This window comes from Uliginosibacterium gangwonense DSM 18521, from assembly GCF_000373965.1.
GTDB lineage: Bacteria > Pseudomonadota > Gammaproteobacteria > Burkholderiales > Rhodocyclaceae > Uliginosibacterium > Uliginosibacterium gangwonense.
The window spans coordinates 172255-194419 of the sequence record NZ_KB892868.1 but is presented as its reverse complement, the minus strand read 5'-3'; the positions used below and the strand labels follow the sequence as shown (position 1 = coordinate 194419).

Here is a 22165-nt window from a genome sequence, read left to right as displayed (position 1 = left end):
TGCCTGAGTAATTAAATAAATAAAGAAAAGCGTGAAATTTTGTGATATCCGGTGGGGCTGTCTTGAGGTATCGTTATGCACACATTTTTTCGCATTCTTATAGGAAGTCTGATGCTGTCAGGGCTGTGCGTCACTCCGGTGATGGCACAGACGGCTGACGCCCAGGAAGAGACCACCCCGGCCAGCTCATCCAGCAATGTGGTCGAGGAAGTTGGCGATGGCGTCAAAACCGCTAGCAGTGCCGTGGCAGGGGCAGCAAAAACTGTTGCGCATGGCGCCGTGGATGCCGCCAAGGATGTAGCGACCGTGGCCAAGAAGGTCTACCGCGGCGCGGCCCGGGCAGGCCGGGCTGTGGGCCATAAAGCCGCCGAAGTCGGCAAGGATGCCGGGCACAAGGCAGCGGAAATCGGTCGTGAAACAGGTCAGAAAGCCAAAGAGGCTTTTGGTGGCAAATAACCGCTATTTGGGAGTATAGGGTGGGGTGCAATGTTGAGAAGTCTGCAAGGAGATGGCTGTCGTGACCAATAGCGCCACACAGGCGGATATCGCTCCGTTGCATGCGCACACCACCCCGCACACGCCCAATGCGTTGCCAATTGGCGCCCGCATGGGTGAATTCGAGATCGTCGGCCTGATCGGCGAAGGTGGCTTCGGCATTGTCTATCTTGCCTATGACCATTCGCTGCATCGTCAGGTCGCGCTCAAGGAATACATCCCGGTCAGTCTGGCCGGGCGTAACCCGGATGGCTCCGTCTCGGTGCGTACGCCCGAATACGAGGAAGCCTTTGCCGCCGGGCGTTCCAGCTTTGTGAATGAAGCCCGCCTGCTGGCGCAGTTTGATCACCCCGCACTGGTGAAGGTATTCCGTTTCTGGCAGGCCAATGGCACGGCCTACATGGTCATGCCCTACTACGTGGGCAAGACCCTGCGCCAAGTGATGCAGGAGCGCCCCACGCTGGATGAAACGTGGATCAAGCGCTTTCTCTCCCCCGTACTGGATGCGCTGGAAGTCATCCACCGTGAGAACTGCTTCCACCGTGACATTTCGCCAGACAATATCATTGTGTTGCCCAACGACCGCCCTGTGCTGCTGGATTTTGGCGCTGCACGCCGGGTGATCAGCGGCCTGACCCAGACGCAATCTTTGACGGTGTTCGTCAAGCACAGTTATGCGCCCGTTGAGCAATACGGTGAAGTGCCGAATCTGAACCAGGGCGCGTGGACCGATATCTACACCCTGGGGGTGATGCTGTACTTCATGATCACCCGTAAGCTGCCGCCCCCTTCGGTCAGCCGGGTGGTGGAAGACCGCTATGAGCCGCTGGTGACTGTGGCCGCTGGGCGCTACAGCGAGGCATTCCTGAGCGGTGTGGATCTATGCCTGCGGGTGCGCCCCGAGCAGCGTCCGCAGAACATCTCGGAAATGCGTCTGCTGCTGGGTATTCGCAGCAAGCGCAGCAAATCTTCCCGGCACAGCTCTCGTGAGAGCCACGATACAGACTCTCAGGCAACAAAGACGTCCTCCGGCAAGCACGACAGTCCCTTGAGTCGTTTGGCCTCCCAGCGCATGCCGCTGGGGGCGGCGCTGGGGGTCGTGCTGGTTCTGGTGGGGGTTGCCTACTATGTCGGGATGCATGTGTCGGAGTCTGATGAGGCCGCTCTGCAGCCCGGCGTGGCTGCATCGCAAGCTGTTGTGACAACATCTTCTCATCCCGTGGTGGCTGAAAGCGCGCCCGTCGTGGTGGCACCTGCAACCACCAGCACACCTGCTGCCAAACCGGTCAGCAAGCCCTCTACGAAGTCGTCGGGCTCACACGCGAGCAAGCGGGAAAGCAACGACGGTGTTGCCGGTGCGGCCAAGCACATCACCAAGGGGGCCAAAACCATGGTCAATGGGGTGACGAACTGGGCCAAACGCACGTTTGGCAAATAGGCCGGAGCCGGGTCAATCTAGCAGTTCGCTCTCCAGCTTTGCCAATTCATCGGCCACGGTGCCACGGTGGTCAAAGTCGCGCTGGGCACGGCTGTACCAGTGCCGGGCGTTGTCCAGATCGTTCTCCTCAATGTGCACAATGCCATGAAGCCATGCGCCCAGCAGCGAATCGTCTGCCTGTACCTGTTGATGGACTTCCTCCCACTGGCCACGTCGGGCAAATGTCAGCAGAGATCGAAGATTCACCATTGTGGTCTCCTCCAAAGGGTCGGTTCCTGAGACAATTCTGGCACAACACAGACAGATTGCTCTCCCCATGTCACATCCCTACATCCGTATCCGTGGCGCACGCCAGAACAACCTCAAGAATCTGAGCCTGGACATCCCGACCGGTGAGCTGGTCGTGGTCACAGGGCCTTCCGGCTCGGGTAAAAGTTCGCTGGTTTTCGACACGCTCTATGCCGAAGGCCAGCGTCGCTACGTGGAAACTTTTTCGCCCTATGCGCGGCAGTTTCTCGATCGCATGGATAAACCGCAGGTCGACGCCATCGAAGGCGTGCCGCCTGCGATTGCCATCGACCAGACCAACCCGGTGCGCACCTCGCGCAGCACCGTGGGGACGATGACGGAGATCAACGACCACCTCAAGCTGCTGTTTGCCCGTTGCGCCAAGCTCTACTGCCACAAATGCGGGCAGGAAGTGCGACGGGATACGCCCGCGAGCATCGCTCAGGCCATCCATACGCGGGCGGATCAGGCAAGTGATCCGCGTCTGCAGGTACAGGCCGCGATTGCGATTCCCGATAATTTCAGCGAAGAGGAAGTCCGCGCTGCGCTCCAGGCTCAGGGTTATACCCGCGTTGAAGCCGAGCCCAGCAAAGCCAAAAGCCTCATCGTCACGGTCGACCGCTTCCGCGCCGGAAATGTGGAAGAGGCCCGTTTGCAGGAGGCGCTTGAAGCCGCCTTGCGGCTGGGCAACGGGCAGGTGCGTGTGCAGGCCGAGGAGGCGCAATGGCGTTTCTCGGCGGATTTTCACTGTGCGGATTGCGATATTCATTACTCCGATCCGATGCCTGCGCATTTCTCCTTCAATAGTGCGGTCGGTGCCTGCGAGGATTGCCGGGGCTTTGGCCGGGTGATCGGGGTGGATGCCGGGCTGGTGATCCCCGACGAATCCAAAACCCTGGCTGAAGGCGCCATCAAGCCGTGGCAGACGGAAAGCTACCGCGAATGTCTGGACGATCTGGTCAAGCAAGCCAAACGCCAGGGCGTGGCCATGGATGTGCCGTGGCGCGATCTGCCGGAAGAACACCGGCATTGGGTGTTTGAGGGCGACCCGCGCTGGGTGAGCTGGGAAAAGAGCGGTACGCGCTATTGGTATGGCGTGCGGCACTTCTTTGACTGGCTGGAAACCAAAGCCTACAAGATGCACATCCGTGTGCTGCTCTCCCGCTACCGCGCCTATACGCCTTGCAAAACCTGCGAAGGCGCACGCCTGAAAATGGAATCCCTGCTCTGGCGGGTCGGCAAGGAAACGCCTTTGCCCGCCGGGCAGCGTTTCCGCCCGCGTGGCATGCGCATGCCAGAGGCATCGTTCAAGGCACTGCCGGGGCTGAATCTGCATGAAGTGATGTTGCTGCCGATTGAGCGCCTGCGCGAATTTATCATGCAAATGGAATTGCCTGCGCCACTGGATCAGGCCACCGATTTGCTGATGGGCGAACTCAAAAGCCGCCTCGGTTATCTGTGCGATGTGGGGCTGGGTTATCTGACCCTGGATCGGCAAAGCCGCACCCTCTCCGGCGGTGAAGTGCAGCGGATCAACCTGACCACTGCTTTGGGGACTTCGCTGGTCAAAACTCTGTTCGTGCTGGATGAGCCTTCCATCGGCCTGCATCCGCGTGACATGGCACGCATCAATGGCGTGATGCGGCGTCTGCGCGATGCAGGCAACTCGCTTGTGGTGGTGGAGCACGACCCGGCTGTCATGTTTGCGGCCGATCACATTCTGGACATCGGCCCCGGCCCCGGCAAACAGGGTGGGGAAATCGTGTTCTGGGGCACGCCGGACGAGTTACGCGAACGGGATGACACTCTGACGGCGCGCTACCTTAGCGGTTCGATGCGTGTTGATGCTGGCTTGAAGCGGCGTGAGGTTGCCAAGGGAACGTCCCGCCTGAGCCTCTTGGGCGCCCGTCAGCACAATCTGCGGGATGTGGATTTGCAGTTGCCGCTGCATCGTTTTGTGGCGCTGACTGGGGTATCTGGATCGGGTAAGAGTACCTTGATTCAGGATGTGCTATACCCCGCCTTGCAAAAGCATTTCGGCGAGCCGACTGAAGCACCAGGCAGCTATCGCAGCCTTAAAGGCATTGACGGATTAACTGGCGTGGTGATGGTCGATCAGTCACCCATCGGTAAAACTGCGCGCTCCAATCCCGCGAGTTATGTCGGCGCTTGGGACGCCATCCGCAAGCGTTTCGCTGCCGTGCCGGAAGCCGCCCAGCGTGGCTATACTGCGGGCACATTCTCCTTTAACGCAGGCGATGGCCGCTGCCCGACCTGTGGGGGCTCAGGCTTTGAGCATGTGGAGATGCAGTTCCTCTCCGACGTGTATCTGCGCTGCCCGGATTGCGATGGTAAGCGCTTCCGCCCCGAAGTGCTGGAAGTGCGCCTGCGCGGCAAATCCGTGGCGGATATGCTGGAGATGACCGTGCGCGAAGCGCTCGACTTCTTCGCAGGCGAAGTTGATCTGGCGCGCGCGCTGCAACCCCTGGTGGATGTGGGGCTAGATTACCTCACCCTCGGTCAGCCGGTGCCTACCTTGTCGGGGGGCGAGGCGCAGCGCCTCAAACTCGCCGGGCATCTGGCCGCCACGGCAGAAAAGCTCGGTCGCAAAGCCAGCAAGGCGGGAAAAGACAGGCCTGCGGATTCGCTGCTGTTCCTGTTCGATGAGCCCACCACCGGGCTGCACTTTGACGATGTGGCCAAGTTGCTGCGGGCGCTGTCGAGACTGGTGGATGCCGGGCATTCGGTACTGGTAATTGAGCATAATCTGGATGTCATTGCAGCAGCGGACTGGGTGATTGACCTGGGGCCGGAAGGGGGGGATGCAGGCGGGCAGATCGTGGTGCAAGGCACTCCTGAAGAGGTGATGGCTTGTGCGCCCTCGTATACCGGGGTGGCCCTGGCCGAATACCTCAAGGCGATTGGCAAGCCCGCCAAACGCAGCAAGAAATCCGCTGCCCTGCAGGTGGCGGAAGCCCGCGTCAAATATCGCCCGGTCAACGATGTGGTGAGCATCGTGCGGGCGCGCGAGCACAACCTCAAGAATGTATCGGTGGATATCCCGCACAATCGCTTTACCGTGATAACAGGGGTATCGGGTTCCGGTAAAAGTACATTGGCATTTGATATCCTGTTTGCCGAAGGGCAGCGGCGCTATCTTGAATCGCTCAATGCCTATGCCCGTCAATTTGTGCAGCCTGCCGCCAAGCCGGATGTGGATGCGATTTTCGGCATTCCACCCACCGTCGCCATTGAGCAGCGTACCAGCCGGGGTGGTCGCAAGAGTACGGTGGGCACGCTCACCGAAGTGCATCATTTCCTGCGCCTGCTGTTCGTCAAGCTCGGTACGCAATATTGCCCGGATCACCACATCGCCATCGAGCCGCAAAGCGCCGACGCCATTGCAGCCCGCATCCTGCGCGATTGGAAGGGCAAGGAAGTGACCTTGGCATCCCCCTTGATTGTGGGGCGCAAGGGCTTGTATACCGATCTTGCCAAGTGGGCGGCCAGCAAAGGCTATAGCCATTTGCGCGTGGATGGCGAACTGATCGCCACCAAGCCCTGGCCGCGTCTGGACCGATTCAAGGAACACAACATTGATTTGCCGGTGGCAACACTCAAGCCTAATCCGCGTGAAGAAGCCAAGCTGCGTGATGCGATTGGCGTGGCGCTGGAACATGGCAAGGGGGTATTGCATCTGGTTGATGCGGCGGGCGAGGTGATCGTGTTCTCCACGCTACGGGCTTGCCCAACTTGCGGCGAGAGCTTCCCGGAACTTGACCCGCGCCTGTTCTCCTACAACTCCAAGCATGGTTGGTGTGAGGAATGCTGCGGCACTGGGGTGAAGCTGGCGAACTGGCTCAAAGACCCCGAACTCGATCAGACCGAGATGGAATTTGCCGGGCTGAATTACGAGCAGAACGACGAAGATGCCCACGAGGAAACCTGCCCGACATGCGCAGGCTTGCGCCTGAATCCGACTGCGCTGGCGGTGCAATTTAAAACGCATAACATCGCGGAATACAGTGCGCTGTCGGTGGGCGACATGCTTGACTGGGTACGCAAGCTCAAACTCAAAGGGCGTGAGGGCGAGATCGGGCGTGATATTCTTGCCGAGTTGGAAGGACGTTTATCCTTCCTGCATGATGTGGGCTTGACCTATTTGACCCTGGATCGCGCCGCACCCACGCTCTCGGGCGGTGAGGCGCAACGGATTCGCTTGGCCTCGCAGCTCGGCACCAATCTGCGTGGTGTGTGTTACGTGCTGGATGAACCTTCCATCGGCCTGCATCCCCGCGACAACCAGATGTTGCTCGATACCCTGCATGCCTTGCAGGAAAAAGGTAACACCGTGGTGGTCGTGGAGCATGACGAAGACACGATCCGCCGTGCCGATCATGTGATTGACCTCGGCCCCGGCGCGGGGACGCGTGGCGGGCTGATCGTGGCCCAAGGCACGGCAGCCCAGTTGGCGAAAGTGAAGGAATCCATCACCGGGCGTTGCCTGCGTAATCCGCTGCGCCACCCTGTGCAGCCGCCGCGCCTCGTGGATGCGCAAACCCCGGCGATTGTGGTCAAGGGGGCGGATCTGCATAACCTCAAGCAACTGGAAGCCCGCCTGCCGTTGGGCCGTCTGACAGTCGTGACCGGGGTGTCCGGCTCCGGTAAATCGACGCTCGCGCGGGATGTGCTGCATGCCAGCCTCAGGCGGCTGGTGCATGCTGAAAATGCCCCGGCTGAAACGGGCAAAACCAAAGCGGCACGCGCAACCGGCACGGTTCGTAAAACCGGTGCCGCGATCCGGGGCTGCGCCTCGATTGAAGGCTGGGAACAGGTGGGGCGTGTGCTGGAAGTGGATCAGACTCCCATCGGCAAAACGCCGCGATCCTGCCCGGCCACCTATATCGGCTTCTGGGATGCGATCCGCAAGCTGTATGCCGATTCCGAAACCGCCAAGCTGCGCGGTTGGGCGCCGGGGCGCTTCTCCTTCAATACCGCAGGCGGGCGTTGTGAAGCCTGTGAGGGGCAGGGCATGAAGACGGTGGAAATGAACTTCCTGCCCGATGTGAAAGTACCTTGTGATGTCTGCGATGGCAAACGCTTCAATGCCGAAACGCTCACCGCCACCTGGCGGAGCAAGTCGATTGCCGATGTGCTGGCGATGGAAGTGGATGAGGCAGTCGAGTTCTTTGCTGCCCACCCAAGCATAGCCCACCCGCTCAAGCTCTTGCAGGACGTGGGGCTGGGTTATCTCACCCTCGGCCAGCCATCGCCCACGCTGTCTGGCGGCGAGGCGCAGCGGATCAAGCTGGTGACCGAACTCGTCAAGGTGCGCCCGGATGGCGCCACGCGTGGCCGTGCGCGCACCCCGCATACCCTGTACGTGCTGGATGAGCCGACCGTGGGCCTGCACATGGCCGACGTGGAAAAGCTCATCATCGTGCTGCACCGGCTGGTGGATGCGGGCAATTCGGTGCTGGTCATTGAGCATGATCTGGACATGATGGCTGAAGCCGACTGGATCATCGATCTGGGGCCGGAAGGGGGCGAGGCAGGGGGCAAGATCGTTTTTGCCGGGCCGGTGGCGGCGTGTGTGAAGGCGCCTACCCATACGGGCAAGGCACTGCGACATTTCCTGAGCCGTGAGTCAATACAGGCGTGAGTGGGGGCGCAATCTGTGTTAACCTCTTGATTGTACGCAGGCTTGGTGCGTACCTTACTTCCATCTTTCGTGATGCAAACAGAGCAAAAACAAACAACCCCCTGGGTGTCCGGCAGACATCGCCCCCCTAGCATTCGCCGGGTGCCCGCCACCCGCGCCCTGACCTGGCTGGGCAAAGGCTGGTCCTTGTTCATCGGGCAGCCAGGGTTTTGGCTGCGGGTGTCGGCAGGGGTCTTCGTCATCCTGGTCATTTCCCTGTTCTGTACGGTGATTCCCGTCATCGGGCCGATGGTGCCCTTGCTGATGCTCACCCTCATGCTTGGTGGGATGATGTTTGCTGTGCGGCGCCAAGGGGAAGGACGCCCCCTGCGGTTTGCGATGTTGTTCGAAGGCTTCCGCCTCCACCCTGGCAACCTGAGCCTGCTTGCGGTCTTTTATGCTTTGCCTCTGGTGTTGATGCACCTCTTGACCATGCTCGCCTTGGGCGGCTCCCTGATGGTGGGGCTGCTGGGCTGGTCGGTGGGTACGGCGGTGAGTACCGTGGCGGCTGATATCATCAGCTTCCTGGCTGGGCTGGGGGTGCTGTGGATACTCTTCCTGTTGGTGTGGGGGGTCTTGCTGCTGGCGCTGTTGTTTGCTCCGGTCCTGGTGATGCTGGACAACTACCCTCCGCTGGACGCCATGCGCTATTCGCTGAAAGCCAGCTTGCGCAGCCTGGGCTCCATTGTCCTGCTGGCGGTGTGCTTTTACGTGATCTTTGTGGTGGTGCTGATTCCGCCGATGTCGCTGGCCTGGGTGTATCTGCCGGTGCAGTATCTGGCCATTCTGGTGCTGGTGTTGGGGCCATTGAGCCTGCTCGGGGTGCTGATCTATATCCCCGTGATGGTGGGTTCCATCTATGCCGCCTATGGCGATCTATTGGCCGATCAAAACCGTGTAACCGCTCCTACCCCGACTGTTGACTGATGCAAGCCAACAAACTTCGTCCCATTCGCGGCTGGTATTGGATTGCCGAAGGCTTCACCCTGGTCCGGCGCATGCCGATGGCGTTTTTTTCGGCCGCCTCCACGGTGGCGATGCTGGTCTTGCTGTTCGGTTTTGTGCCAGTAATCGGGCAAACCGCGTTGATCCTGGTGCTGCCACCGTTGGAAATCGGCATGTTCCTCATCAGCCGTGAGGTGGCCGAGGGCAACCGCATCCATCCCGCGCTGCTGTTTGCCGGGTTCCGCATGAAGCTGCGCCCCTTGTTTGCGATTGGCGGCGTCCGCCTGATCGGCAATCTGGTAGCACTCTGGCTGGCTGTGCTGATTAGTGGCATTGCGGGGGTACGGCTCATGGCGTTTGTGGAAAGCGGCAAGCAGTTGCCGCCCGAGCTTCTCAATAGCTATCTCAAGATGCTGGCGCTGTTCTTTTTTATCCGCCTGCCTATCGAGATGGCTACATGGTACGCCGCGCCCTGCGTCGGGTTGCGCGGGCTGACTGCCATCAAGGCGCTGTTTTTCAGCTTTGTGGCCTACTGGCGCAATTTCTGGGTGTTGGCCGTATATACCTTGTCATTCTCGCTGCTATCGGGGTTTCTGACCTCGGCGCTGATGTCTGTCACAGGGGGGAGCACCATGCTCTCGATGGTGGTGATGGCGTTCTGCGTCGTCTTCTGGATGGCGCTGTACTACGCCGCGTTCTATCGAAGCGCCTGTGATGTGTTTGGTGAGTGGCCTCACCCGTGGACCCATGAAATCTAAGGATGGCGTACTGGGCGTAATGGGGGGGACGTTCGACCCCATCCATTTCGGCCATCTGCGCCTTGCAGAGGAAGCGCGACAGGCACTGGGGCTGTCCCGGGTGCGGGTTGTACCAGCCGGGCATCCACGGCATCGTGATCAACCCTGTACCAGTGCAGAAGATCGGCTGGCCATGGTGCAGTTGGCACTGGGTGATCTGCCGCAATTCGAGCTGGACGATAGCGAAGTGCGAGCAGACCTGCCCAGCTATACGGTGCCCACCCTGGAGCGTCTGCGCAGCGAACTGGGGAGTCAGCACGCCCTTGTGCTGTTGCTCGGGGTGGATGCCTTCCTGGGGCTGCCTTCGTGGTATCGTTGGCGCGAGCTGTTCGAACTGGCGCATATTGCCGTGGCAACGCGCCCCGGTTATTCCCTGAATGAGCAGCACATGGGTGAAGCACTGCGTTCAGAGTTCCATCATCGGGCCTGCGCCCGCCCGGAGCGGCTTGCCAAGCGCCCTGCGGGTATGGTGGCCAGTTTTGCAATGACACCGTTGGCAATCTCGGCGACTTCCATTCGTGCCATCCTGGCGCAGGGTGGGAGTCCACGTTTTTTGCTACCTGACGCAGTCCTCGACTATATTCAACAACATCACCTCTACGGAAATTAATTCCCTACTTATTACATGGATATTCGCAAGCTGCAAAAGATCGTGGTTGACGCCCTTGAAGACGTCAAGGCCGTCGATATCGAAGTGATCAATACCACCAAGCTCACCTCTTTGTTTGACCGGGTGATCGTAGCCAGTGGTACCTCCAACCGCCAGACCCGTGCGCTGGCCAAGCATGTGCAGGAAAAGGTGAAGGCCGCAGGCGGTGAGATCATCGGCGTGGAAGGTGAGGAAACCGGCGAATGGGTGCTGGTTGATTTAGGCGATGCCATCGTCCACCTCATGCAGCCCGCCGTGCGTAGTTATTACAACCTTGAGGAACTGTGGGCCACCACGCCGGCACGCAAGCGCAAGCTGCTGGTCGATAGCGAGACCGCCGCGCTGGAATGAGGCTCATCGTTGCCGCTGTCGGCACGCGTATGCCCGGCTGGGTGGAAGAGGGCTTTCGTGAATTTGCCAAGCGGCTGCCCCGTGATTGCCCGCTGGAACTGGTCGAAGTCAAGGCCGAGCCCCGCACCACAGGCAAAACCCCCGCTGCCATGATGGCGGCGGAGGCGGAGCGCCTGCGTGCCGCGCTGCCCACGCGGCGGCGCTTGGTGGTGCTTGATGAACGAGGCGACGATATCTCTACCCGTCAGCTTTCCCAGCGTTTAGCACGCTGGAAAGAGACGGGGGACGATGTTGCCTTTGTCATTGGCGGGCCGGATGGGTTGGACCCCGCCTTCAAGGATGAGGCGCACGAAAAGCTGCGCCTCTCCAGTCTGACCCTGCCCCATGCGATGGTTCGTCCCCTGCTGGCCGAGGCGCTATACCGTGCCTGGAGCCTCTTGAACAATCATCCTTATCATCGTGAGTGAGCGCCCATGCTGTTGAATTCCCGCCGCATCTATCTGGCTTCACGTAGTCCCCGGCGTCGTGAGCTGTTACATCAGATTGGCATCGATTTCGACACCCTGTTGTTTCGTGCCCCGCCGCGCGAAGATGAGGAAGTCAACGAAGCAAGCCTGCCGGATGAGGATGTCGAGACCTATGTCGTTCGCGTCGCACTTGCCAAGGCTGAAGGTGGCTTGCGCCGGGTGGCTTGGCGCGGTCTGCGACGGCAGGCGGTGCTGTCCGCCGATACCACGCTGGAGTTTGAAGGCGAGATCATCGGCAAGCCACGTGATACACAACACGCCGAGGAAATCCTGTGCCGCCTCTCTGGCCAGGAACACCATGTGCTGACCGCCGTGGCGGTCGCCCATGAGGATCGGCTTGAATATCGCTTGAGCCGCAGTTGTGTGCGTTTCCGCCCCCTGGATGTGCATGAAATCCGTCGCTACATCACCACGGGCGAACCCATGGACAAGGCCGGGGCTTACGGTATCCAGGGATATGCGGCCACCTTTATCTCTGAAATCAAGGGGTCATATTCAGGCATCATGGGCCTGCCGCTGTTTGAAACATCCGAACTGCTGCGCGCCTTCAAGTTGATGGACTGAGTAGGCCCTAACGGCGTGAGGATGTAAAAGCCAGCCAGCTCAAGGCGCAGAAGGGCCAGAGCAGGGCAAAATCCAGCGTCAGGCTGCGAAAACCGATGAAGTGACCGCTGCGGATCAAGTGTTGTGAGGCTTCTTCAAACGGGTTGCCGGGCGCCAGATTGATCAGCACCGTGGCCAGCAGAAGAGCCAGGTTGGCCAGCGCCAGACGTACCGATGGGCGCAGACGCCAGCATACCGCGAGTGCCACGGCTCCCAATCCCATCCCCCACAAGGCGCCTGGGGAGGCCCACAACAGTGGGTCAGGAGGAATCACGAACCAACTGGTGGCGATGGTCTTGATGGCAGCCCCGATCAATACCAACAGCCCGAGCAGCCACGCGCTGGCCCCCTTCAGGCCGCAGCGGATAAAGAGGCCGAAAGCAAGCAGGCTGAACGCTACCCCGGCCGCTTCAAACCATACAAAGCGCCGCACAGAAAAACTGATGGGGGCAAGCAGATCGAACACGGGGCGCAGATCGCCATTGCTGAAAAGCGGGGCCAGCGGCTCGCTTTGGGTCAGCCACCAAGCCAATACCAGCAGCATGCCGATTTCACCACGGTGCCCCGCAGGCAGGCGGCGCATCCGCCACGCATGAAACCAGCCTCCGGGCAGCAGGATGTGCCGCCAGCGCAGGCCCGCCAGGGCGCCAATCAAAGCCCCGAGCGAGTTGCAGGTCAGATCGAGGTTTGAGGCGACCCGGCTGACCAGATAGTTCTGGCAGAACTCCAGGCTGAAGCTGTAGAGCGTGCAGACCAGAAAGCTTGTAATAACAGCGTTGCTGCGCGAGGTGATGGTACGGCGGGCGGCGACAACGAGAAATCCCAGTGGAATAAACCCCAGAATGTTGACGATGAAGTCGGAGAGAATGAAATAACGCGGCCAGCCCTGAAAGAGAAATTCCAATGGGCTGCCGGATATGCTGCGGTAATCGTCAAATGGCCATAGGCAGGCGTAGGCCGTCAGGCACAGGTAGGTAAAGCCCAAATAGCGGGACAGGCGGTGGGTATCCTTGTTGGAGCCTGCCAGCAGGATGGTGGTGACGGCCTGATCGGTATTCATGCGCGGCCCGGTATCCTCATGTCATCCCGCATCCTGGGCGCGGATGTCTGCGCCTCAGGGCTTGTGGCTGGCATGGTGGGTAAGTGTGGCGGCGTGCACAGGATGATGGTGGTCATGGCTGAGTGCACCCGGCACCGGAATGGGCGGGGTGGTCACAAGCTGTGGCAAGAGGGAGAACAGCATAAAGCTACCCAAGGAAACAAGGAAGCCCACGAAATGCGGTAGCCATACCTGTGTCCAGGCCGGGGCGTTGGCACTGGCGGCGAGAATCTCTAAAGCCACCCAACTGATCAGCCCCAGGAGCATCGACATGATTGCCCCCTGAGTGGTGGCGCGCTTCCAGTACACCCCCAGGGCCAGCGGTACGATAGCTGCCACCAGGGTGACCTTGTAGGCGTTTTCGACCAGGCCGTAGATCGAGAGCTTGGAGTTGACCGCGATGCCTGTGACCACGGCGGTGAAGACCAGCACCACGATCTGCATCCAGCGCAGGAAAAGCCGGTCGGTCATGTCTGGCCAGAATTTGAGCAGAATCGGGCGGAGCAGGTTTTCCGAGAAGGTGACCGAGGGCGCCAGCAAGGTGGCCGAAGCACAGCTCTTGATGGCTGAGAGCAGGGCACCGAAGAACATGATCTGGGCAAACAAGGGGGCCTTTTCCAACACCAGCTTGGGCAGGATCAACTGCGAATCGGTATCGATATACTTGGCCACCAGATCCGGCGCAATCATGACCGCACAGTAGGCCAGGAACATCGGAACGAAGGCGAAGATGAAATACAGCGAGCCGCCCAGCACGGTGGCCCATACGGCAGTCTTTTCGGTAGAGGATGATTGCACGCGCTGGAAGACATCCTGCTGCGGAATCGAGCCGAACATCATGGTGATCCAGGTGCCGACGAACATTACAATGGCATCGATCTTGAATTCCGGGAAGAAGTGGAACTTGCCTTCCGCGCTGGCATGCGCCACGACCGCACTGACGCCCCCGGCGGAAGAGCCCACGTCCCAGCCGATGTAGAGCATGCCGATCACGATCACGATCATCTGGATGAAGTCGGTGATGGCCACCGACCACATCCCGCCAAAGAGCGTGTAGATCAGGACCGAGGCCGAACCCAGCCACATCCCCAGTTCCTGTGAGACGGCGCCATCGGAGAGCACGAAGAACACCAGCCCCAGCGCCTTGATCTGAGCCGCAACCCAGCCCAGGTAAGAGATCACGATGCAGCAGGTGGTCATCAGCTCAATCGTGCGCCCAAAGCGCAGCCGATAGTAGTCGCCGATGGTCATCAGGTTCAGCCTGTAGAGCGGCTTGGCAAAGAACAGGCCAACCAGAATCAGGCACATGGAGGCACCAAACGGGTCTGCCACCACGCCATGCAGGTCTTCCTTGAGGAAGGTGGCAGGGATGCCAAGCACCGTTTCGGAGCCAAACCAGGTGGCAAACACCGTGGCGGTGACGATATGGAAGGGCAGGGCCCGGCTGGCGACGGCATAGTCCTTGGTGTTATGCACGCGCAAGGCCGCATACAGGCCAATGGCAATGGAAATCAGCCAATACAAAATCACAAAGGTTAGTAACATAGGACCTAGCCCTTGAGCCAATGGCAGGCTCGCACCTGATCAAACACAGACAACGGCCCCATGTCTTGCTGAACATGAGGCCGTCGCTTCCCGGCCTGATTATACCCAGTCAGGCGTCTGCCTTGCGTTCAAATCCCACAACATACGAGTTGGATCAGGGTTTTGACACGGCATGGCTGTACGTAGGCGCCGCTTTTTCGTAATGAAAATACAGTTCGCTGGCAAGCAAGGCGAAGATGCCCAACACCAATGCTGCCAGCAGGCGGTTTTGCCTGCGCTGGGTGGTGAGCAACTGTGCCTGCTGTCGAAGCTGTTCCTGCTGCGCATCGTTGTTTAGCATCTTGTGTGCCAAGCGTGGCAATTGCGGCAGGGTGGCCGCCCAGCCAGGGGCTTCCTCCTTCACATGGCGGAGTAGTGCCCGCCAGCCCAGTTGCTCGCTCATCCAGCGTTCAAGGAAAGGCTTGGCGGTCTGCCACAGGTCCAGCTCCGGGTCCAGATCACGCCCCAGCCCTTCGATGTTGAGGAGGGTTTTTTGCAGCATCGCCAGCTGCGGTTGAACCTCCATCTGGTAGCGCCGTGCCGTCTGGAACAGGCGCAGCAGCGTCTTGCCAAAGGAAATGTCTTTGAGCGGGCGGTCGAAGATTGGCTCGCACACCGCACGGATGGCGCTTTCGAATTCCTCTACGCGGGTATCGGCAGGCACCCAGCCCGCTTCGATGTGGGCCTGGGCTACGCGCTTGTAGTCCCGCCGGAAGAACGCCAGGAAGTTCTGCGCCAGATAGGCCTTGTCGCGTTCGTTGAGCGTGCCCATGATGCCGAAATCCAGTGCAATGTACTGTCCGGTGGGGGAGACGAAGATATTGCCCGGGTGCATGTCGGCGTGGAAAAAGCCATCACGGAACACCTGGGTGAAGAAGATTTCCACCCCCGCACGCGACAGTGCCTTCAAATCCACGCCCTGGCTGACCAGCGCGGGGATTTGCGAAATCGGGGTGCCGCGCATGCGCTGCATCACCATGACTGAGCGCCCGCAATAATCCCAATACACCTCCGGCACCACCAGCAAGGGTGAATCCTTGAAATTGCGCCGCAACTGCGAACAGTTTGCCGCCTCACGCATCATATCCAGTTCATCGTAGAGGTGGCGCGCATATTCGGCGACCAGCTCACGCGGTTTGAGGCGGCGGCCATCCACCCACAGCTTTTCGATCAGCGTGGCGGCCGTATCCAGCAGTGCCAGATCGTGGCTAATGAGCGATTCGATACCAGGGCGTAAAATCTTGACCGCCACTTCGGTGCCGTCAGGCAACTCGGCAAAGTGCACCTGGGCCATGGAGGCGGAGGCCACCGGGGTACGCTCGAATTTGTTCAATACCTCGTCGATGGGGCGACCAAATTCAGCTTCCAGGCAGGCAACGGCTTGTTCGGAAGCAAACGGCGGCACCTTGTCCTGCAGTTTGGCCAATTCTTCGGCAATATCGTTGGCCAAGAGGTCACGGCGGGTGGAGAGCAGTTGGCCGAATTTGACGAAGATCGGCCCCAGGGTTTCCAGGGCACGCCGCAGGCGCACGGCACGGGGTTCGCTAAAGGTGCGCCGTGGCAGGATGCGCCTGATCCACTCCCCCACCCGCGTGGTGGAGGCACGATCCAGGATCATTTGGTCGAGGCCGAAGCGCAGGCTGACCGAAGCAATTTTGGCAAGGCGAAAGAGACGCACGACAGGTGCCCGATGTTTTTCACATGAAGCTGCGATGGTAGCAGTTTGGCGCACTTCCCGTTACTTTCAGGGGCTCGCTGCGGTGTGTATAAAGATTGTCACCAGCCGGACGGACGAAGGATAGAATAGACGCTCTCAGAGAGAATTTATGACCGATAACATGTCAAACCAAATCCAGAACGATTGTTTTTTGCGTGCCCTGTTGTGTGAGCCGACTGACTACACACCGGTCTGGCTGATGCGTCAGGCCGGGCGTTATCTGCCGGAATACCGGGCGACCCGGGCGCACGCAGGCAGCTTCATGGATTTGTGCCGGAATGCCGCATTCGCCACCGAGGTGACGCTGCAACCCCTGGCACGTTTCGCGCTGGATGCGGCGATCCTGTTCTCCGATATCCTCACCGTGCCGGACGCCATGGGCCTGGGCCTGTCGTTTGCCGAAGGCGAGGGGCCGCGCTTTGCCCATCCGCTGCGGGATGAAACTGCGATCCGCGCGCTGGCGGTGCCGCCGATGGAGCGGCTGCAATATGTGTTTGACGCGGTGGGCGAAATCCGCCGCGCCCTCAAGGGAAGTGTGCCGCTGATTGGTTTTTCCGGCAGCCCCTTCACCCTGGCCTGCTACATGGTGGAAGGCGCGGGGTCGGATGATTTCCGTCACATCAAGGCGCTGATGTACAGCCGCCCTGATCTGCTGCACCACATCCTGCAAGTCAATGCGCAAACGGTGACGAGCTACCTCAACACCCAGATCGAAAGCGGCGCCCAAGCCGTGATGGTGTTCGATACCTGGGGCGGCGTACTCAGCACGCCTGCGTACCGGGAATTTTCACTCGCCTATATGCGCCAGATCGTGGTCGGGCTCAAGCGCGAGCACGATGGGCGACGCGTGCCGGTAGTGCTGTTCACCAAGGGCGGGGGGCTGTGGTTGGAGGATTTGGTCCAGACCGGCTGCGATGCGGTGGGGCTGGACTGGTGTGTCGATCCGGCTCAGGCGCGTGTCCGCACAGGCGGCAAGGTCGCCTTGCAGGGCAATCTTGACCCCGGTGTGCTGATGGGCTCCGCCCAGCATGTGGCCGCCGAGACGCGCCGCGTGCTTGATGGCTTCGGGCCACAGCCCGGCCACGTCTTCAACCTCGGCCACGGCATCTCGCAACACGCGCCGCATGACAATGTACGGGTGCTGGTGGAAACCGTGCATGCATACAGCCGTGAGCAGCGTGCGGCCATGGCGGTTTGATCCACTATTTTTCCGGAATGTTTTCTTGGGCAAGGTGCAAGAGATCCGCACAAGTATCTTGACTTATGCACAAAGAGCGTGTCCAAGGCGCAAAGCGGCACGGTTGTTACAGTATTTTGACGTCAATTCCTATCTTCTTGATTTTAAAAGAATTTATTTTTATGACGACGATCTAGCATGAAACAAGCGGCGTTTGCAAGTCCACCCAGGGGATTCATTCGGGCAGGATACTCACATTTTTATCCACAGATGCTGTGGATAAAGGCAAACGTAATGAAATTGCAAAGTCTTGCAGCCGTATTCATCTAAACCACTTCAGTTTTTCTTCCTAACACACTGAAGTAGAAAATAAATTTATATATGGATAAGCTGGCTTTGTCGCGTATCGTCCGTATAGCCCTCCCACTCCCCCGGCCCCAGCTCTTTGACTATCTGGCGGCAGATGATGCGCTGGCCGTGGGCCTATGTGTCCGGGTACCCTTTGGTCCGGGGGAAAAGACCGGGGTGATCATCGAACTTGATCCTGCCGATCCGCCCCCCGTTAGTAAGCTCAAACCGGTATTGGAAGTCCTGGCGGATGTGCCGCCATTGCCCGCACAGTGGCTGGCGCTGACCCAGTTCGCGGCCCGCTACTACCAGCATCCCTTGGGCGAGGTGATTTCCGCTGCGCTGCCCCCGGGCATCCGCCGGGCCGTGCGCCTGCCCCGCGAGGAGGACCCCTGGCTCGCCACCACGCCAGCGGGGCGAATTGCTTTGGGCGAGGCACGGAAACTCACCCGTGCCTTGTCGGCCGTGCTAGCCGTGCAATCTGCTGGGGCGCGGCGACGCAGCCAGTTGCTGGGGGACTTGGAAGGCGACGCAGGTGCCGCCATCCGGGAGGCGCGCAACAAAGGCTGGTTGGAGACGGTGGCACGCGCAGGTGAGCGTGAGCCGATCGGTGCCCTCACGCTCAACGCCGCACAAAGCGAAGCGGTTGAGCGCATCGGCGCCGCCCTGGGGCGATTTGAAGCCTTTCTGCTCTTTGGCGTGACCGGCAGCGGCAAGACCGAGGTGTACCTGCACCTGATTGCCCAAGCGCTTGTTCAGGGGCGACAAGTCTTGATGCTGGTCCCGGAGATCGGCTTGACGCCCCAACTGCTCGAACGTGTGGCCAGCCGCTTCCCCGGCGCCAATCTGGTGAGCCTGCACAGCGGCCTGGCTGATGGCGCCCGCTCACTCGGCTTCGCCCAGGCATTGCGGGGTGAGGCAGATATCGTGCTGGGCACGCGCCTGTCGATCTTTGTTCCGCTGCCGCGCCTTGGGCTGATCGTGATTGATGAGGAGCATGACACTTCCTTCAAACAGCAGGATGGTCTGCGCTATTCAGCGCGGGATCTGGCGGTCTGGCGGGCGCATCACGAGAACGTGCCGGTGGTGCTGGGTTCAGCCACCCCCGCGCTGGAAACATGGCTTCATGCGCAGAGCGGGCGCTACACGCGTATTGATCTGCCTGCGCCTGCCGTGGCCGAACGCCCGCCCACGTTGCGGCGTATCGACACCCGTAGGGTCAAGCTCGACAATGGCCTCTCGCCCATGTTCATTGATGCCATCCGTGCCCGCCTGGAACGTGGCGAGCAGAGCCTGTTCTTTCTTAATCGTCGGGGATATGCTCCTGTCGTGGCGTGCCCGAGTTGCAACTGGGTGAGCGCCTGTATGCATTGCTCGGCCAATATGGTGTTTCATGCTGCGGATGGCTTGTTGCGGTGCCATCATTGCGGCGCGGAAACCTGCGTGCCGAAAGCCTGCCCCGAGTGCGGCAGCCAGGATTTGCACGCCTTCGGGCGTGGCACGCAGCGTCTGGAAGAACGCCTGAACGAATACTTTCCCATGGCACGGATTGAGCGCGTTGACCGCGATGCGGTACGCACCCCAGGCCAATGGGAAGATGTACGCAACCGCATTGCCAGTGGAGAGATCGATATCCTTGTCGGCACGCAGATGCTTGCCAAGGGGCACGATTTTCCCAATCTCACCTTGGTGGGAATCGTGGGGGCGGACGCGGGTTTGTTCTCTGCCGACTATCGGGCGCCCGAACGCCTGTTCCAGCAGCTCATGCAGGTCGCCGGGCGCAGCGGGCGAGGCGATCTGCCCGGCGAAGTGCTGGTGCAGACCGAATTCCCCGACCATCCGCTCTACGAACATCTGGCCCGCCGCGATTATGTGGGGTTCGCCCAACGGGAACTGGATGATCGCCGCGCCGCAGGGTTTCCGCCGTATGGTTATCACGCGGTGCTGCGCGCCGAGGCGCCCGAGCTGGAGCAGGCCATCGCTTTTCTCAAACAGGCCCGCGAGGTGGCGCAGGCCTTGCAGACGGCTGTCATGCTCTACGATGTGGTGCCCATGCGGCTGGTGCGCCGCGCCCGCCTGGAACGCGCCCAACTGGTGTTGGAATCCGACCAGCGGGCAAGCCTGCAGAGTATGCTATCAGCGTTAATGCCCCTGCTGTATTCCGTTAAAATAAAGAAAGATGTGCGCTGGCACATTGATGTGGACCCTGCCGAACTGTAAGCTTGCCTCCATTCCAGACGTATTCCGAGTGTCTGATTTGCACCACGTTGGTGCTTTCCCTGTAGCGCAGTTTCTGGATCACAAGCATACTGAAAAGGTGCCTTACGCCTTGCATGGGCAGGGCGGTAAGGCTCTTTCACAAGAATCAGGTGTTGTATGGCACAGCACTTGCTGATGGTGCGGACGGTGCAGCAAGGTCTGCGCTTCTTGACATAACCTCTGTGTGCTGCGCAGATACACAGGTGTCTTACCTCAGAAGAAAGGGAAAAGAATGCTCAAACAACGGAGTATGGGAAAATTTTTGGCATTGTTCATCTTGGCTGCGGCAGCCTTGCAGGCGCACGCAGCAGATCGCGCCCATGTGGTGGTGCTCGCCACGGGCGGCACGATTGCCGGTGCTGGGGCTGATGCCGCCAACAGTGCAACCTACCAAGCCGCCAAGGTGCCGGTCGACAAGCTGATCGCTGGTATCCCTGAATTGGCGAAGATTGCCGATGTGAGTGGCGAGCAAGTATTCCAGATCGCCTCCGAGAGTTTCACCAACGATAATCTGCTGGTGCTGGCACGCCGGGTCTCCGCCCTGCTCAAGGATAAAACCGTGGATGGCGTGGTCGTGACCCACGGCACTGACACCCTGGAAGAAACCGCCTACTTCCTCAATCTCGTGATCCATAGCGACAAGCCGATCGTCGTGGTGGGCTCGATGCGTCCTGGCACCGCCCTGTCTGCCGACGGCGCGTTGAACCTGCTGGATGCCGTGAGTGTGGCCGCCAACCCCGAGTCGCGTGGCCGTGGCTCCCTGGTGGTGATGAATGACGAAATCCATTCTGGCCGTGATGTCACCAAGACCATCAACATCAAGACCAATGCCTTCGTGAGCCAATGGGGTCCGCTGGGGATGATTGTTGAAGGCCGCGCCTACTGGTTCCGCAAGCTCGACAAGAAGCACACCATCAATTCCGAATTCGATATCGACCGCATCAAGGATCTACCCCGCGTCGACATCGCCTACAACTATGGCACGGTAGGCAAAGAGGCCTATGAGGCTTTTGCCGCTGCAGGCGCCAAGGCTGTGATCCACGCTGGCACGGGTAACGGCTCTGTGGCCGGCCGCATGGTGCCCGTGCTGCAGGATCTGCAATCGCGTGGCATCCAGATCATTCGCTCCTCCCGCGTGTGGGGCGGCTTCGTGGTGCGCAATGCCGAGCAGCCGGATGACCAATACGGTTGGGTGGTGGCCCATGACCTGAACCCGCAAAAGGCGCGTATCCTGGCTTCGGTAGCACTTGCCAGCGGCATGGATGCCAAGGCGCTGCAAAAAGCCTATTGGGAATATTGATCGTTGATTTGAATGTTGGATGCTGTCCAAAGGAGCATAGGCTGCGGCTTGTGCTCCTTTTGATTTGCGCCGTGTGCCATGCGTTCAAAGGTCTGTAGGTCATGGAGAGGTAAAGATCTTCTGCTAAAAAACCTTATTACAGCACCGCGAAAATTTGTCCCACAAACACCAGGCTCCTTTTTCATCAAGGATCAAGCATCATGCTGAAAAAAACACTTCTGGCCGCATTGTTCATGCTCACTTCCAGCGCGGCTTTTGCACAGGTTGGCGGTGGCGTTCAGGTTGGCACAACCGGGGTCGGGGTGGATTTCGGCTACCAGTTCTCCGATTCCCTGGGTGGGCGCATCGGATACTCAGGCTTCAACTACTCACGCAAGACCCACACGTCCGATGTCGACTATGATGCCAAGCTCAAGCTCTCATCGCTGCGCCTGCTGGCCGACTGGGAATTGGGCGCTGGCTTCCGTGTGTCGGGTGGTGTGGTGTATAACAACAACAAAGTGGATGTGACCGGGCAGGCCGCCAATGGGACCTATACCCTGAATGGCAATACCTATCAGGCATCCGACATCGGCAACTTTACCGGGCGGGTCAAGCTGGGTGATGGGTTTGCGCCGTACCTGGGGATCGGCTATGGCATGATCGCCAAGAAGGGGCTGGGCCTGTACGCTGATCTGGGCGTCATGTACCAGGGCAAGGCCAAAACCTCTTTGAATGTAACGTGTGGCGCGGCATTGAGCAGTAGCCAGTGCACACAATTGCAAAACGACGCTGATGTGGAACGCCAGAAGGTGCAAGACAAACTCAACGGTTATAGCTGGTATCCGGTGGTGAGTGTCGGCGTGTCATACGCGTTCTGATGGAGCTGTGTCTTGTGGATGCTGCGG

At 59.8% G+C, this 22165-nt stretch carries 17 protein-coding genes; 13 read left to right on the top strand and 4 right to left on the bottom strand.

The features are described from left to right. Positions 1-111: 111 nt before the first annotated feature. The gene (locus tag B145_RS26885; protein WP_018610724.1) at positions 112-456 is read left to right on the top strand and encodes a hypothetical protein; all 345 of its coding nucleotides are present in this window, start codon (positions 112-114) and stop codon (positions 454-456) included. A gap of 61 nt (positions 457-517) precedes the next feature. After that, positions 518-1933: a serine/threonine protein kinase gene (locus B145_RS27940; RefSeq protein WP_245541912.1), complete on the top strand. Its 1416-nt coding sequence runs from the start codon at positions 518-520 to the stop codon at positions 1931-1933. A 12-nt stretch (positions 1934-1945) separates the two neighbouring features. Here the strand turns inward: B145_RS27940 and B145_RS0123560 are convergent, their stop codons facing one another. Further along, complete coding sequence (locus tag B145_RS0123560) at positions 1946-2182, bottom strand: hypothetical protein (RefSeq protein ID WP_018610721.1); 237 nt, start codon at positions 2180-2182, stop codon at positions 1946-1948. 67 nt (positions 2183-2249) lie between these two features. Here B145_RS0123560 and uvrA point away from each other — a divergent pair, with 67 nt between their 5' ends. The 7 genes from uvrA (at position 2250) to B145_RS0123525 (ending at position 11755) form a co-directional block, all read left to right on the top strand. Continuing rightward, positions 2250-7883 carry an excinuclease ABC subunit UvrA gene (gene uvrA, locus B145_RS0123555; RefSeq protein ID WP_018610720.1) on the top strand — a complete coding sequence of 1878 codons (5634 nt, stop codon included), beginning with the start codon at positions 2250-2252 and terminating at the stop codon, positions 7881-7883. Positions 7884-8024: 141 nt separating this feature from the next. Further along, complete coding sequence (locus tag B145_RS0123550) at positions 8025-8849, top strand: BPSS1780 family membrane protein (protein WP_018610719.1); 825 nt, start codon at positions 8025-8027, stop codon at positions 8847-8849. Further along, the gene (locus B145_RS0123545; protein ID WP_018610718.1) at positions 8849-9625 is read left to right on the top strand and encodes a BPSS1780 family membrane protein; all 777 of its coding nucleotides are present in this window, start codon (positions 8849-8851) and stop codon (positions 9623-9625) included. The genes B145_RS0123550 and B145_RS0123545 overlap by 1 nt, the downstream gene beginning before the upstream one ends. After that, a complete protein-coding gene (gene nadD / locus B145_RS0123540) occupies positions 9615-10274 on the top strand; it encodes a nicotinate-nucleotide adenylyltransferase (RefSeq protein ID WP_026259437.1) in 660 nt (219 codons plus the stop codon). Before B145_RS0123545 ends, nadD begins: the two co-directional genes overlap by 11 nt. Positions 10275-10289: 15 nt before the next feature. Next, positions 10290-10664, top strand: coding sequence for a ribosome silencing factor (rsfS, locus tag B145_RS0123535; RefSeq protein WP_018610716.1), 375 nt, complete (start codon positions 10290-10292; stop codon positions 10662-10664). Further along, a complete protein-coding gene (gene rlmH, locus B145_RS0123530; RefSeq protein WP_026259436.1) occupies positions 10661-11131 on the top strand; it encodes a 23S rRNA (pseudouridine(1915)-N(3))-methyltransferase RlmH in 471 nt (156 codons plus the stop codon). The genes rsfS and rlmH overlap by 4 nt, the downstream gene beginning before the upstream one ends. A 6-nt stretch (positions 11132-11137) precedes the next feature. After that, a complete protein-coding gene (locus B145_RS0123525) occupies positions 11138-11755 on the top strand; it encodes a Maf family protein (protein WP_018610714.1) in 618 nt (205 codons plus the stop codon). Positions 11756-11762: 7 nt separating this feature from the next. On the opposite strand, the gene B145_RS0123520 is transcribed toward B145_RS0123525, so the two are convergent. The 3 genes from B145_RS0123520 to ubiB form a co-directional block, all read right to left on the bottom strand. Then, complete coding sequence (locus B145_RS0123520) at positions 11763-12854, bottom strand: VanZ family protein (RefSeq protein WP_018610713.1); 1092 nt, start codon at positions 12852-12854, stop codon at positions 11763-11765. A 54-nt stretch (positions 12855-12908) separates the two neighbouring features. Next, positions 12909-14438 carry a high affinity choline transporter 1 gene (locus tag B145_RS0123515; RefSeq protein WP_018610712.1) on the bottom strand — a complete coding sequence of 510 codons (1530 nt, stop codon included), beginning with the start codon at positions 14436-14438 and terminating at the stop codon, positions 12909-12911. 154 nt (positions 14439-14592) lie between these two features. Further along, positions 14593-16155, bottom strand: a complete 1563-nt coding sequence (ubiB, locus tag B145_RS26875) for a ubiquinone biosynthesis regulatory protein kinase UbiB (RefSeq protein ID WP_051082656.1) — start codon at positions 16153-16155, stop codon at positions 14593-14595. Positions 16156-16315: 160 nt separating this feature from the next. Between ubiB and hemE the strand changes: the two genes are divergently transcribed. The 4 genes from hemE to B145_RS26870 all read left to right on the top strand — a co-directional run bounded on the left by hemE (position 16316) and on the right by B145_RS26870 (position 22138). Continuing rightward, positions 16316-17392 carry a uroporphyrinogen decarboxylase gene (gene hemE / locus B145_RS0123505; protein ID WP_026259434.1) on the top strand — a complete coding sequence of 359 codons (1077 nt, stop codon included), beginning with the start codon at positions 16316-16318 and terminating at the stop codon, positions 17390-17392. Positions 17393-17752: 360 nt separating this feature from the next. Further along, the gene (locus B145_RS0123500; protein ID WP_018610709.1) at positions 17753-19939 is read left to right on the top strand and encodes a primosomal protein N'; all 2187 of its coding nucleotides are present in this window, start codon (positions 17753-17755) and stop codon (positions 19937-19939) included. A 301-nt stretch (positions 19940-20240) separates the two neighbouring features. Next, on the top strand, positions 20241-21278 hold the full coding sequence (locus B145_RS0123495; protein ID WP_245541911.1) for an asparaginase: 1038 nt from the start codon (positions 20241-20243) through the stop codon (positions 21276-21278). Between the two features lie 200 nt (positions 21279-21478). Next, complete coding sequence (locus B145_RS26870) at positions 21479-22138, top strand: hypothetical protein (protein WP_018610707.1); 660 nt, start codon at positions 21479-21481, stop codon at positions 22136-22138. Positions 22139-22165 lie beyond the last annotated feature (27 nt).

What these genes read in the sequence shown, in the direction of transcription:
- B145_RS26885 (WP_018610724.1), top strand. Translation starts at nt 112, where the DNA reads ATGCTGTCAGGGCTGTGCGTCACTCCGGTGATGGCACAGACGGCTGAC.
- B145_RS0123560 (WP_018610721.1), bottom strand. Translation starts at nt 2,182, where the DNA reads ATGGTGAATCTTCGATCTCTGCTGACATTTGCCCGACGTGGCCAGTGG.
- uvrA (WP_018610720.1), top strand. Translation starts at nt 2,250, where the DNA reads ATGTCACATCCCTACATCCGTATCCGTGGCGCACGCCAGAACAACCTC.
- B145_RS0123545 (WP_018610718.1), top strand. Translation starts at nt 8,849, where the DNA reads ATGCAAGCCAACAAACTTCGTCCCATTCGCGGCTGGTATTGGATTGCC.
- nadD (WP_026259437.1), top strand. Translation starts at nt 9,615, where the DNA reads ATGAAATCTAAGGATGGCGTACTGGGCGTAATGGGGGGGACGTTCGAC.
- rsfS (WP_018610716.1), top strand. Translation starts at nt 10,290, where the DNA reads ATGGATATTCGCAAGCTGCAAAAGATCGTGGTTGACGCCCTTGAAGAC.
- rlmH (WP_026259436.1), top strand. Translation starts at nt 10,661, where the DNA reads ATGAGGCTCATCGTTGCCGCTGTCGGCACGCGTATGCCCGGCTGGGTG.
- B145_RS0123525 (WP_018610714.1), top strand. Translation starts at nt 11,138, where the DNA reads ATGCTGTTGAATTCCCGCCGCATCTATCTGGCTTCACGTAGTCCCCGG.
- B145_RS0123520 (WP_018610713.1), bottom strand. Translation starts at nt 12,854, where the DNA reads ATGAATACCGATCAGGCCGTCACCACCATCCTGCTGGCAGGCTCCAAC.
- B145_RS0123515 (WP_018610712.1), bottom strand. Translation starts at nt 14,438, where the DNA reads ATGTTACTAACCTTTGTGATTTTGTATTGGCTGATTTCCATTGCCATT.
- hemE (WP_026259434.1), top strand. Translation starts at nt 16,316, where the DNA reads ATGTCAAACCAAATCCAGAACGATTGTTTTTTGCGTGCCCTGTTGTGT.
- B145_RS0123500 (WP_018610709.1), top strand. Translation starts at nt 17,753, where the DNA reads ATGGATAAGCTGGCTTTGTCGCGTATCGTCCGTATAGCCCTCCCACTC.
- B145_RS26870 (WP_018610707.1), top strand. Translation starts at nt 21,479, where the DNA reads ATGCTGAAAAAAACACTTCTGGCCGCATTGTTCATGCTCACTTCCAGC.